Source organism: Pseudarthrobacter sp. NIBRBAC000502772, from assembly GCF_006517235.1.
Lineage (GTDB): Bacteria > Actinomycetota > Actinomycetes > Actinomycetales > Micrococcaceae > Arthrobacter.
In genome coordinates, this window is sequence record NZ_CP041188.1 from 3,088,694 (window position 1) to 3,100,864 (window position 12,171).

Here is a 12,171-nt window from a genome sequence, read left to right on the forward strand (position 1 = left end):
AGCCATGGGAGAATCCCTCACGGCGAGGGCAACGGAACTCACCAGCCTGCGGGAGCCGTTCGTCCGCGCCACTGTGGTTCGGGCACAGCGGCCCACGAGTGCCCACGCCGGCGACACCGCCCTGATCCTTTCCAACGGTGAAATGGACGGCTTCGTGGGCGGCAATTGCGTCGAAGCCTCGGTGCGGGAATACAGCCTAAAGGCACTCACGGCCCAGGAGCCGCTGCTGCTTCGCGTTGTGCCTGGCGTGCCGTCCCACCGGAGCGAGGAAGGTGCCGTCGAGGTCTCGAATCCCTGTCTCAGCGGGGGCGCGGTCGAGATCTTCCTGGAACCGCATATCCCGGCACCGCGGGTCCTGGTGGTCGGCACCACCCCGGTTGCCCAGGCCCTGGCATCCCTCGGCGCCGGAGTGGGCCTGCAGATGGAACTGACGGACGGGCAGGCCGCGGACCCGCGGCCCGACGACGCCGCCCTGATTGTCGCCTCGCACGGCAGGGAGGAAGAAAGCGCCCTCGAAGGTGCCCTGCGTGCCGGAGTGCCGTATGTCGCGCTTGTTGCAAGCGAGGTGCGGGGCACGGCCGTTCTGGCCTCCCTGGATGTGGACGACGCACAGCGCTCCCGTGTCTTCAGCCCCGCGGGCCTGAACTTGGGAGCGCGCACGCCCGGCGAGATCGCGTTGTCCATCCTCGCCCAGCTCATTGCCGAACGGGCCAAGGGTCGACACGCAGTTCCGGCCGACGCCCAACCTGCGGCTGCCATTGACCCGGTGTGCGGCATGACAGTGGCAGCCGTTGAGTCGACGCTTCACTTGGAGCACGGCGGCACCACTATCTACTTTTGTTCCCGGGGATGCTACGAGGCGTTCCGTAAAGATCCGGAGCGTTATGCCGGCACCCGCTGAGTCCCAGACTCGTCAAGCCCTCAGCCCTGACCCGCTAACGTCTGGCCCCCGAACCAACAAGCCCCGGATCGCCGGGCTGGTCCTCGCCGCGGGCGGGTCCCGCCGCCTGGGGCGCCCCAAGCAACTCCTCCCCTACGGAGACGGAGTGCTGCTCGACGCCGTACTGGCCACCGCACGGGCCTGCGGCTTCGCCCAACTGGTGTTGGCGGTGGGCGGATCGAGCGAAGAGGTGCTGAAAAGTGTGAACACCGCCGGCTGCGATGTCGCCGTCAACCCGGACTTCGGCACCGGTTGCGGATCGTCAATAGCCGCCGCCCTGCCGGCGCTTCATTCCGACACAGATGTCGTGGTCCTGTTGCTCGGGGACCAGCCAGGGGTCATGGCCGAGAACGTGCACCGCCTGCTGGCGGGACGCGGCCAGGCCGGAATCGCCGTTTGCCGCTACGACGACGGCATCGGCCATCCGTTTGCGTTCGCCCGGTCCGCCCTGCCCGCGCTCGCCGCACTCCACGGCGACAAGGCGGTGTGGAAGTTGCTCGAGGAGCGCGCGTCGGAGGTGACCGAGGTGGCCGTGCCCGGCGGCATTCCCCTGGACATCAACACCGATGACGACTACGAACGGGTGCTCGACACGCTTCGGGGCGCACCATGAGCAGCGCTGCGCGCAGCGGCGCGGAAGAAGATGTGCAGCAGCTGGTTCCGGACGTTCCCTCACTAATGGCTGCACTGGACGACGGCGACTACCTCGCCGACGTCGGACTGGCGACGGCGCTGTTCCTGGCTGTGCGTTTGCCCCAGCCCATCCTGCTGGAAGGCGAAGCGGGGGTAGGCAAGACGGAGGCTGCGAAGGCGCTGGCCCGTGTGCTCAACACTCCGCTGTTCCGGCTGCAGTGCTACGAGGGGATTGACGCAGGTGAAGCGCTCTACGAATGGAACCACCAGCGCCAGATGCTTGGTATCCGGCTGGCAGAGGTCCGCGATGCAGCCCTGAACGAGTCGGACCTTTTCGGGCCGCAGTACCTGCTGCGCCGGCCGCTGCTCCAGGCGATCGAGCATCCGGGACCGCGCCCGGCCGTGCTGCTGCTGGACGAGATCGACAGGGCTGACGCCGAATTCGAGGCGTTCACCTTCGAATTGCTGGCAGAGGCCGCAGTGACCATCCCGGAACTGGGCACCATCCGGGCCACGCATCCGCCCGTTGTGGTTCTGACGTCCAACCGGACAAGGGACCTGCACGACGCGCTCACGCGCCGCTGCCTGTACCACTGGATCGACTATCCCGCGCCGGCGCGGATTGCCGAGATCGTGCGGCGCCGTGTCCCAGGAAGCGCCGGTCCCCTGGCACAGGAGGCAGCGTCCGCCATCACGAAGATGCGGTCACTGGACATGGCCAAGCCGCCCGGAATCGCCGAAGCCATCGACTGGGTGTCCGCGTTGTCCGTGCTCGGCATCACGCACATCGATGCGCCCACCGTGGAGAAGACCTGGGGCTCGATCGTCAAGAACCGGGACGACCTGGAGCTCGTGGGAGCTCGTGGCGCGGCCTGGCTGGTCGGGGACGGCCGTGGCTGATTTCAGCGCCCCTATGAGCCCGCCCGGAGTGGAGGCGGCTTCCCTGGCCGCCGGACTTGTCACGGCACTGCGACGTGCCGGCCTTTCGACTTCCCCGGACCGCGCCGTCCGGCTGGCTGAAGCCCTCCGCCTTGTCCCGCCTATCGCCCGCGAACCGCTGTACTGGACGTGCCGCGTGGTGCTGGTGTCCTCCCGGGAACAGTTGCCGGTCTTCGACGCGGTGTTCGCCGCCGTGTTTGACGGCCGGATTGATCCTGCCGACAGCCGGGGCGAATCCAACGCACCGCCGGCCATCGGCTCCGAGGCCCGGCTCCGCCCGTCCCCGCCGACCCGCCTGCCGGGTGCGCCGGACACTCTCCACAAAGCCCCGCCGCCCGCTCCGCTTCCCGGCAAGGAAGACTCCGGCGACCGCACCGGTCCCGAGCGCGACGCCATCCTTGCCATGGCATCGGCCGAGGAACGGCTACACGAGACGTCCTTTGCGGATCTCTCGCCTGACGAGGTGGTCCAGGTTCGCCGGCTCGTGCGGGAAATAGTACTCTCGACGCCGGCCCGCCGGAGCCGCAGGACCCGGAAGTCTGCGCACAGCAGTGCACGGCTGGACATCCGGCGCACCGTACGCGCAGCACAGCGGACCGGCTCCGAAGCCACGAAGCTCGTGTATGCCCATCGCCAGCCACGTCCGCGGAAACTGGTACTGCTGTGCGACGTTTCCGGGTCCATGGAGCCCTACACGAGGGTATTCCTGGAGCTGCTGCAGACTGCTGTGGCCGGAGCCCGGGCTGAGGCATTCGTGTTCTCCACCCGCCTGACGCGGCTGACGCGGCAACTGGCAGGGCGGAATCCCGACCAGGCGCTGGCCCGGGCCGCCGCAAGCGCACCGGACTGGGCGGGAGGGACAAGGATCGCCGAGAGCCTGCGTAGGTTCGTTGACGCGCACGGACGCCGCGGCCTCGCCAGGGGTGCGGTGGTGGTTGTGTTCTCCGACGGCTGGGCACAGGACGATCCGGACCTGGTGGCCGCGCAAATGGCGCGCCTGAAGCGGCTGGCCTACAGGATTGTCTGGGTGAATCCGAGGAAGGCAGCCGTGAACTACCAGCCGCTGGTGGGCGGCATGGCAGCGGCGCTCCCCTACTGCGATGCCTTTGTCAGCGGCCACAGCTATGCGGCCCTGGCGAAAGTGGCGGACGCGGTCAGGGCCTGACGCGGGACAATACAAGAGAGGCAGAGGAACAGCTCATGAAAATAGACAGCGCTTTCTCCGTAGTGGCACCGATCGACACGGTCTGGGATACCCTGATGGACTTCCAGCGCGTGGCTGGCTGTGTTCCGGGGGCGCAGATCCTGAACAAGCATTCCGACGACGCCTACCAGGTGGGGATGAAGGTGAAGCTGGGACCGGTTTCCATGCAGTACAAGGGGCAGATGACCGTCGTTGAACGGAACGCCGAGGAGCACCGCGCCGTGTTCCAGGGCCGGGCTCAGGAAACCCGCGGCCAAGGTACGGCCGAAGCCACTGTGACCTTGCGCCTGGCTGAGGCGGAGGGTTCTACGCGCGGAACCGTCAGTGCCGATCTGGCACTGTCCGGCAAGGCAGCCGCAATGGGGAAGGGTGTCATTGGCGGCGTCACCGAGCAAATGATGGCGCTGTTCGCCGCTAACCTGCAGACACTGTTGGCGGAACCTGCTGGGGAAGCAGCGCCCGAGGCTGTACAGGAGGTGCCGCCGGCAGAACAGCCGCCGGTACCTGGTCCAGGGACACCTGTTCCGGCGGTATCCGCACCGTTGTCGCCGTCTGCGCGGTCGTCAGCTTCGTTGCCCGACAACAGCCTCAATGCACTTTCCCTGGCTAAGGGAATGGTCACCGATCAACTCAGCAGCCCCGGCAAACTCGTTGTGCTGGTGGCCGCCGTGGCCTTTTGTGCCTATCGGCTGGGCCGACGGGCCGGGCTGCGCTCGGGCCGGCCCTGAGCCGGCGTTGGAGGATAGAGGAAAATGCGTGACGTTCTCGCCGCTATGAAGCCGGGTTGGCTGCAGGGCGACACGGCCGGTCTGGCCACCGTTGTGCGGACATTCCGGTCCGCGCCGAGGCCCCCGGGCGCATCCATGCTGGTCACAGCCACCGGCGAAGTCTTCGGCTCGGTCTCGGGCGGCTGCGTCGAGGGTGCCGTGTACGAACTCGCCACACAGGTGAAGGCTGGCCAGCGGCCAGTCTTGGTGAGCTACGGCATCAGCGACGACGACGCCTTCTCCGTCGGTTTAACCTGCGGCGGCACTATTGAGGTGTTTGTAGAACCAATTTCGCAGCAGACCTTCGCGGAACTGAACCGGGTCCGCGAGGACATCGAGGCATCCCGCCCGGTGGGAGTTGCCACCGTGATAGAGCATCCGGACCCCGACTGGCTGGGTCGCCACCTCGTTGTCCGGCCCGACGGATTCAAGGGCGGGCTGGGCTCGGACCGGGCCGATCACGCCGTCGGCGACGACACGCAAGGCCTGCTGGCAGCCGGCCGCAACTCCGTCCTGACGTACGGCCCGGACGGCGAGCGCCTCGATACCGGCATGTCTGTTTTCTTCGCCAGCTATGCGCCGCCGCCGCGGATGCTGGTCTTCGGGGCCATCGACTTCGCCGCAGCACTGGCCCGGTTGGGTACCTTCCTGGGCTATCGGGTGACAGTTTGTGACGCCCGCGCCGTATTTGCCACCCAGGCGAGGTTCCCCGACGCTGCAGAAGTGGTCCGTGCCTGGCCGCACCATTATCTCTCCGAGCAGCTCGCCCGGGGGCTCGTGGACGAACGGACCGTGATTTGTGTCCTGACCCACGACCCTAAGTTCGATGTCCCGGTCCTTGAGGCGGCCCTTCGAGGCCGTCCGGTCGCCTACATTGGCGCGATGGGCTCCCGGCGCACACACAACGACCGGATGGCAAGGCTTCGCGCCGCGGGCCTGAGCGAAGAGCAACTGCTGAAACTGCACAGCCCCGTCGGCCTGGACCTGGGGGCACGCACTCCCGAAGAAACGGCCGTCTCGATCGGCGCCGAGATCATCGCACTGCAGTGGGGTGGCAGCGGTGAGCCGCTGGGGTCCCGCGCGGAGCGGATCCATCACGAAGAGATGCCCGAGCGGGCCCCGGACGCGGCCGCCAAGTGCTCTCGTGCCTAGGCAACCCGGCAACCAGCTGCGTAACCCGCATCGCATGGGTTAGGCCTCACGCGTGCGTCTCGTTGATCCTCCGAGCCAGGTTCTCGAAGTTGCTCAGCGTGGTCTGCGCGAGCTTCTCGACCTTGGCGGGGTTGCGGCGCAGGATCTCCGCCGGACGCCAGTGATCGAACTTGCCATCCAACGCCTCCAACCTCAGGATCAGCCGGTCCGGATGTTTAGGCAGGTCACCCACCTTGTGCGAGGTGCCAAAGGCCTCGTTGTACAGATCGAGGTAGCCGCCCGCGGTGAACAGGTCTTCGATGTCGCTGTGCTTCTGCTCCAGCACGGATCCGACGAACACGACCCGCTTGCCGGCGATCTTGTTCACCTTGATCACGGAGATAACGACCGATCACGTCGAGGTACGCCAGGTCCGACGGGCCCTCGACCAGCAGATTCCGCTCCCCGATGAAGAGGTTCTGCGAGAGATCGTAGCCGAGGGCGGCCTGCAGGGGGAACGCGCTGTCCTCGCCGCGGTCCTCCACCACGCGCTCGATCTCCTCGACCATGAACGGCGAATGCGTTGTGTAGACGACCTGCCCGACCGGGGCGAGTCGCTTGTTGATGAAGCGCAGGAAGTCACACTGCGCCTTCGCGTGGAGCGTCAGCGCGGGCTCATCGAGCAGGATCACCACGTCGTCGCGGTCCTCGAACTCGCTGAAGGCCGCGAGGAAGGAGAAGAACCACTGGTACCCCGAAGACCGGAGTGAGAAGTTGTTCGTGAAATCGTGCTTGCGATCCTCGACGCGGAAGTTGAGGTAGCGCACGATGCTCGTCTGGCCGTTCGAAGCTGCAACGGTCTCCGGTTCGATCTCCACCTTGATCCGCAGTTCGGGATTCGTGCTCCAGTACTCGGCCATCTCGCGGGATAGGTCACTGGACACGGCCTCGAGTTCCGCGGTGCGCGACTCGAACTCTGCCCAGCCACGGTGCATATGATTCCCAAGGGGTCAAGATCCAGCCCACGATCCTATGGTTCCTGGTTGAGCTGCAGGACAGCCTTGGTAGGGCCCGACCCTGACGGCCATCACGGAACACTGTCCCGTCACTGCGCCGGATCTGTCCGGAGATGACCACTGGCCCCGTCTCGCAGCGATTGCCCCACGGCGCGGCAGCCGGTCCGCCCTGGGGTCCAGCCGGCTATGGAAGGTCAGGGCAGGGCGGGGCTGAACCTGACCTCCAGCCGGACGCACCACTTCTCTCACGAAGGGATCCGTACCGCCGAAGTCTTCGCCGCCCGGGTGTCTAGGGTACTTGGGCCCGCGGTGCGTACGCTTCGCCCGGCTGAATGACACCGTCCAGGACCTGCACGGCGCCCTCAAACACAGGACAGTCATCGACACAGCCCTGGGCGTGGTGATTCGCGATCCTGCGTCGCGCTGCCAGGACCAGAAACGTCAAACTGCGGGATGTCGCATCATCGATCGTCGCTTCAGTCTCCGGAGAAGCCACCGCCAGGGTCCACTTCGATCCCTGCGATTCACTCACACTCAAAGGACTAAAGCCTCTGAAAGCCAGCCACCGCGGCTCGAAGCTGGAGCCACAAAACCCGACCAGCTCGTCAACACTCATTCGCCGGCGTCGGTAATACTCGACGCTGCCAGGGACGCGGATCTTATTGTCGTCGGCTCCCGGGGTCACGGGGGGGTTCCCGGTTTGCACCTAGGCTCGGTCTCGACCCGGCCGTCAACCACGCACAATGTCCTGTCTTTGTGGTCCACTCCATGGCTGGCCTCGTAGCTTCCGGCGGTGAGGCGGGTGATTTCCACGTCAGGCGACGTTGCCCGGACTTGTGCCCTGACACGGTCCATCGCCCGGATCCCGAGATACTCCTCCGGTCCGCCCACCAGGACGATTTCGGCAGGCGTCACGTCCCGCCAGGTGGCCGTGTTCGACGCCGGAGTCCTGGTACGTGTGGTCTGGGCTGCGGCCATGGTGGATTCCTCCCGGAAATTCTGGTGCAGTGTCTAAGCCTGCCACGGTGGGCCGCCGCCACCAAGCCGGGGCCACGCTGGCCTGGCCCGCGCCGGTCCGGCCAGCACCGCGCCGGACCGCACCGGGCCAACGTGGCCCCCAGCTGCCGTTCCAGGAGGTCCAACACCTTTTCCGTCCGGGCGTGCAATGCCAGGACCCCCCGGAACACCTGGCGCGGCCGGACGGCAAGCCACACCCCGGCAAAGGTCAGCACCGAGAGCAGCACCATGGTCAGGAGGCCCAACGGGCCCTCGGGCCAGGGCAGCGCAGCCCCCGGCAATCCGGCCGTGATCCTCGCGGTTCCCGCGACTCCGGCGCTGAAGGTGCCTGCCACGGCGATCAGGACGGTGGCAAGCCACGGCGCAGCAACCACCAGCGGGACGGCTGCCGTTCCCAGCAATGTCACCGGTGCTACCAGCGGGGCTGCCATCAGGTTTGCAAGCAGCGAGTACGTGGAGAACTGGGGCTGCAGGAGCACAATCACCGGGCCGCAGAGCAGCTGCGCGGAGAGCGGGACGGCCCAGGCAGCGGCTGCCCAGCGTGGAATCACTGCCGGGGTCCAGTCGATCATCCGGCGGCCCAGGACGATGATGCCCAGGGTCGCGAGTACCGACAAGAGGAACCCAAAGCTGGTACCGAGGCCGGGGTCGATCAGGAGCAGGCCCATCACCGCGAGGCAGAGGAAACTGAGTCCACGGCCTGTCCGGCCACCTGCCAGCGATGCCACGGCGATTGAACCCATCAGCGCGGCGCGCAGGACGCTGGCGTCCGGGCCCACCAGCACCACAAACATTGCCAGGCCGGTCAAAGCCAGTCCTGCCGCAGGGAGCCGGGGCAGGCGCAGGCTGCGGGCAGCGATCAGCAGGGCACCCAGGACCAGGCTGCAGTTGGCCCCGCTGACTGCCGTCAGGTGGGTCATGCCCACCGTTTTCATCGCCGCATTGAGCCCTTCATCCAAGGCGCTGGTGTCTCCGGTGACCATGCCCGGGAGCAGACCGGCTGGATCGGCGGCAAGGAAAGACGAAGCGGAGACATACCGGACACGCAGGTCCTTCGCTACGAGCTGCCAGGCCGGGGCGTCGGCATCATCCATTCCGGCGCTGCTGCCGGTCCCGGAGCCGGCACGGGGTGGCAGGGAGGCTGACAGGACAGCCGTTTCCTGCTGGCCTGCGTCCGGCGGCTTCAGCTTGCCGGCGGTCCGGACCACCTGGCCGGGCACCAGGTCTCCCCAGCCCTTGCCGCCCATGACCACCACCGGGGCACGGGTACGGATGACCCGGCTGCTGACGGTGACCTGCTCCGTCTGCGCCGTGACCGACCAGCGTTCGGGCGGCCCCGAAGTTCCCGGGACGGTCATGGCGCGCGGGGATCCGGTGACCTCCAGAATGGCCACCACAGAGTGGCCCGCGGCGACAGCTTCGGCAAACGGCCCGTCGTGGCGTTGGGACGACGAGACAGCCGAATGGGCAGCAGCGGTGGCGGCCAGCAGCAAGGCAACCGCGAGCGTCATCGGAAAGCTCCGCCGGCCTGCCACCAACGCCCTGCCCTTCGAGGCCCGGATCAACAGGCAGGTGGCCAAAAGTACCAAGCCGCAGCAGAGCCCCACCAGCGCCACAGGGGCAAGCCAGACGCCAGCGACGGCGGCACCCCAGACGAGGAGGGCGGGCAGTGCCAGCCTGACGTCGGTGCGCCGGCGCGGCGCATCCGCTGGTGAACTCGATGGCTCCTGGCCCCGGAGTTTCGTCCCGACGCGTGCACCCAGCCTGCGGACACTCAGCCCCGCGGCCTGGACTGCGGCGGGCGTATCCACGGCGGGCGTATCCACGGAAGCCGGGAATGCTGCTGGAGCCCTCTGGCCCTGCACGGCTGAGTCAACAAAGCGGCTCCACTGGCTGCGCCTGGCCACCTCAGATGCCTACCAGGGGAAGGAGTGTTTCGAGCATCTTGGGACCCACGCCATCCACGGCGTCGAGCTCCTCGACCGTTGCGAAGGGGCCGTGTTCCTTGCGCCACTCCACAATCCGCTGAGCCAGCACGGGCCCAACCTTCGGCAGGGCGTCCAGCTCTTCGACGCTGGCTGTATTGAGGTTGACCTTTTCTCCTGCTGAAGCGGTCCCACCACCGCCGGTCCCCTCCCCCGCTTCCCCGGGCATGCCGGACGAACCGGCGGGGACTTCTTCGCCGGCCTGGGGAACGTAGAGCTTCTGACCGTCCGCCAGCATGGCAGCAAGGTTGAGGCGGTTCAGGTCTGCTGTGGGCGTGCCTCCGCCTGCCGCCGCGACTGCTTCGTGAACCCGGCTGCCAGCGGGCAACTGCACAACCCCGGGCACGGCGACAGCCCCGGCAACGTGAATGATAACGGTGCCGGCCTGTGGACTTTCCGACGCCAGCCCAGGCGGCCCGGCGCCGTGCGGCTCCGGGCCTTCGGTTCCTTCCCGAGCAGGCATGCTGCCTTGAGCGGAGACGTCACTGAGTGGCCTGACTTCTGGCTGACCGGCGGCCACCTGTGACCAGAACCAGGCGCCGCCCAGCACCGCGACTACGGCGATGAGCAGGGCGACCCGCAGGCCCACCCGCCATCTCAGCGCCGGTCCTGTCCGGCCTGTTCCGGCAGCGGACTCATCCGCAGCCCCCGGAGCGGCGTCGTCACCGGATAGGTGGGTACCGCCGTCGTACTCAAAGACCTTTTCGCCTCTGCCGGTGAGCAGAAGCCCCGGGCCGGCTCCGAGCGTGGACTGCAGCCGGTCCCGGGCATGCCGGGCCCCCTGGCGTGCTGCTCCAGCGTCCCGGCGTGACATGCTCCCAACGCTAGGGAAGCAGGGCCGCGGGTGACAGTCCCGGCTACACCTATGTGGAAACTGCTAGGCGTAAAACCGCGGGGAAGGTCCAGCTTCGGGACTCGAGCCACCGCCCCGCTGGAAGATTCAGGAGGCCAGTGACCGGCGGGCATGAAGCCGCTAGGATTCGCTTACCGTAGAAGCCCTATGAGTTAGTTGGTGGGACAATGCAGCTTGACGAGGTCATCGACCAGTTTCATCAGGCGCTAAATCAGTTTGCTAAAGGCAACCCGGAACCCGTCAAGGCCATTTTCTCCCACAGCAGAGATGTCTCCCTTGCTAATCCCTGGGGCCCTCCGGTGGTCGGCTGGGAGCGAGTATCAGGGGCCCTCGATTCAGCGGCGGCACGATTCAAATCTGGACGCGTCACGGCTTTTGATGCCCTCACCAAGCACGTCACAACCGATCTCGCCTGCTTCCTGGACATAGAACACTGGCAGGCCAAGGTGGGAGGAGCCGACAAAATATCAGCATTTGAGCTACGGGTTACGAGCATCTATCGCCTCGAAGGCGACACCTGGGCACTCGTGCACCGGCACGCAGACCCGATCACCACACCGCAGCCCCCGGACGCCGTCTTGAGAAAATGACAGCGGGGAAACGCACCTATGTGGAAACCACTAGGCGGAAACTGCGGGGGGCTCCGGCTCCGAGTTCCGCACAGTTGGGCCGCTCTCCCCCACGATCACCGCGAGCACGCCGAGCCCGGCGTGAGCTGCCAGGACGGCGGGCAGGGAGCTGATCTGGGCCGGCGGACAGCTTGGCAAGGCGGCGGACAGCCTGGCTGCCAGCGCTTCTGCCTCGACCGGATTCCCGAAGTGGTGGACGGCGAGGCGGGCCTGGCCGTGGGGGCGCGATGCGGCGTCCGCGGCGGCCAGTTCCTCGAGGCGGGCAACAGCTTTGGCTGCTGATCTGACCTTTTCCAGCGGCACGATCTTGCCGTCGTCGACGGCCAGGATGGGTTTGATGGCGAACATGGTCCCCAGCAGCGAGGCGGCCGCGCCGATCCGCCCGCCCCTGCGGAGCTGTTCCAGGCTGGGCACGTAGAAATAGACCTTGGTCCGCGCGAACTGCGCCGCCGCCGCGGCGGCTACGGCTGTGGTGTCGCTGCCTGCCGCGGCTGCTGCCACCGCGGCCTGCACGCCCATGCCCAGTGCCATGCCCACGGTGCCAGAGTCGAGGACTTCCACGGGGATGCTCACCCGGGTGGCCGCGAGCCGCGCCGCGTCCGCCGTTCCGGACAAACCGCCGGAAATGTGGATGGAGACCACGCCCTCGTAGCCCAGCCGTTCGGCGGCCAGGAAGGCTTGTTCAAACTGTCCCGGTGACGGGCGGGACGTCTTGACCGACGTGCCGCTGGCGAGTGCCAGGGCAATGGTTTCGGTGATATCGTCTTCGCCCTCGCCGTAAATTTCCGCGCCAACCATAACGGGCATCGGGATGACAGTCAGGCGCGCGTCCCCTGCACAGGCATGCACCCAGTCGGCCGGCAGTGCAGAGGCAGAATCGGTCACCACCGCGGTACGGACGACGACGGCGGGCGGGGTGGAGGGTACTGACACACCGGCGCGCGGTGCGGGACGGAGGGCAGCCAAACGCTCCCGGAGCCAGAGCCACGCAGCGGCGTCACGGTCGGGCAAGGGTGCCTCCTGGTTTAGGGCCGGCCGCCGGTTGGGCCCGGCGGCC

The 12,171-nt window shown here is 67.3% G+C and carries 13 protein-coding genes and 1 pseudogene; 8 read left to right on the forward strand and 6 right to left on the reverse strand.

Going from position 1 to position 12,171, the window contains the following annotated elements; translation table 11 throughout:
- Positions 1 to 4 precede the first annotated feature (4 nt).
- From NIBR502772_RS14240 to NIBR502772_RS14265, 6 genes are read left to right on the forward strand one after another with little or no spacing between them, the layout of a single operon-like run.
- The gene (locus NIBR502772_RS14240) at positions 5 to 901 is read left to right on the forward strand and encodes an XdhC family protein (RefSeq protein ID WP_246848531.1); all 897 of its coding nucleotides are present in this window, start codon (positions 5 to 7) and stop codon (positions 899 to 901) included.
- On the forward strand, positions 885 to 1,553 hold the full coding sequence (locus NIBR502772_RS14245; RefSeq protein ID WP_141140697.1) for an NTP transferase domain-containing protein: 669 nt from the start codon (positions 885 to 887) through the stop codon (positions 1,551 to 1,553). The genes NIBR502772_RS14240 and NIBR502772_RS14245 overlap by 17 nt, the downstream gene beginning before the upstream one ends.
- Positions 1,550 to 2,473, forward strand: a complete 924-nt coding sequence (locus tag NIBR502772_RS14250) for a MoxR family ATPase (protein ID WP_210412303.1) — start codon at positions 1,550 to 1,552, stop codon at positions 2,471 to 2,473. The genes NIBR502772_RS14245 and NIBR502772_RS14250 overlap by 4 nt, the downstream gene beginning before the upstream one ends.
- Complete coding sequence (locus NIBR502772_RS14255) at positions 2,466 to 3,677, forward strand: VWA domain-containing protein (RefSeq protein WP_141140698.1); 1,212 nt, start codon at positions 2,466 to 2,468, stop codon at positions 3,675 to 3,677. The genes NIBR502772_RS14250 and NIBR502772_RS14255 overlap by 8 nt, the downstream gene beginning before the upstream one ends.
- Before the next feature lie 35 nt (positions 3,678 to 3,712).
- On the forward strand, positions 3,713 to 4,444 hold the full coding sequence (locus NIBR502772_RS14260; RefSeq protein WP_141140699.1) for an SRPBCC family protein: 732 nt from the start codon (positions 3,713 to 3,715) through the stop codon (positions 4,442 to 4,444).
- Between the two features lie 24 nt (positions 4,445 to 4,468).
- Positions 4,469 to 5,635: an XdhC/CoxI family protein gene (locus NIBR502772_RS14265; protein WP_141140700.1), complete on the forward strand. Its 1,167-nt coding sequence runs from the start codon at positions 4,469 to 4,471 to the stop codon at positions 5,633 to 5,635.
- A 46-nt stretch (positions 5,636 to 5,681) separates the two neighbouring features.
- Here NIBR502772_RS14265 and NIBR502772_RS22460 read toward each other — a convergent pair whose 3' ends face one another.
- Positions 5,682 to 5,867 (reverse strand): hypothetical protein, encoded by a 186-nt coding sequence (locus NIBR502772_RS22460; RefSeq protein ID WP_168223549.1) that lies wholly within the window; start codon positions 5,865 to 5,867, stop codon positions 5,682 to 5,684.
- The gene (locus NIBR502772_RS14270) at positions 5,860 to 6,558 is read right to left on the reverse strand and encodes an ATP-dependent endonuclease (protein ID WP_168223550.1); all 699 of its coding nucleotides are present in this window, start codon (positions 6,556 to 6,558) and stop codon (positions 5,860 to 5,862) included. Before NIBR502772_RS14270 ends, NIBR502772_RS22460 begins: the two co-directional genes overlap by 8 nt.
- A gap of 472 nt (positions 6,559 to 7,030) precedes the next feature.
- On the opposite strand from NIBR502772_RS14270, the gene NIBR502772_RS14275 reads away from it, so the two are divergent.
- Positions 7,031 to 7,414 carry a universal stress protein gene (locus tag NIBR502772_RS14275; RefSeq protein ID WP_246848806.1) on the forward strand — a complete coding sequence of 128 codons (384 nt, stop codon included), beginning with the start codon at positions 7,031 to 7,033 and terminating at the stop codon, positions 7,412 to 7,414.
- Here NIBR502772_RS14275 and NIBR502772_RS14280 read toward each other — a convergent pair.
- From NIBR502772_RS14280 to NIBR502772_RS14290, 3 genes and pseudogenes are all read right to left on the reverse strand, one after another.
- Positions 7,405 to 7,608 (reverse strand): annotated as a pseudogene (locus tag NIBR502772_RS14280) (DNA polymerase III subunit delta); the annotation flags it as partial. The gene NIBR502772_RS14275 and the pseudogene NIBR502772_RS14280 overlap by 10 nt on opposite strands.
- On the reverse strand, positions 7,542 to 9,554 hold the full coding sequence (locus tag NIBR502772_RS14285) for a ComEC/Rec2 family competence protein (RefSeq protein ID WP_141140702.1): 2,013 nt from the start codon (positions 9,552 to 9,554) through the stop codon (positions 7,542 to 7,544). The pseudogene NIBR502772_RS14280 and the gene NIBR502772_RS14285, both read right to left, overlap by 67 nt.
- Before the next feature lies 1 nt (position 9,555).
- A complete protein-coding gene (locus NIBR502772_RS14290) occupies positions 9,556 to 10,446 on the reverse strand; it encodes a ComEA family DNA-binding protein (protein ID WP_141140703.1) in 891 nt (296 codons plus the stop codon).
- Between the two features lie 206 nt (positions 10,447 to 10,652).
- Between NIBR502772_RS14290 and NIBR502772_RS14295 the strand changes: the two genes are divergently transcribed.
- The gene (locus NIBR502772_RS14295; protein WP_141140704.1) at positions 10,653 to 11,075 is read left to right on the forward strand and encodes a nuclear transport factor 2 family protein; all 423 of its coding nucleotides are present in this window, start codon (positions 10,653 to 10,655) and stop codon (positions 11,073 to 11,075) included.
- A 30-nt stretch (positions 11,076 to 11,105) separates the two neighbouring features.
- Here NIBR502772_RS14295 and NIBR502772_RS14300 read toward each other — a convergent pair whose 3' ends face one another.
- Positions 11,106 to 12,125, reverse strand: coding sequence for a DegV family protein (locus NIBR502772_RS14300; protein ID WP_141140705.1), 1,020 nt, complete (start codon positions 12,123 to 12,125; stop codon positions 11,106 to 11,108).
- Positions 12,126 to 12,171: the final 46 nt, after the last annotated feature.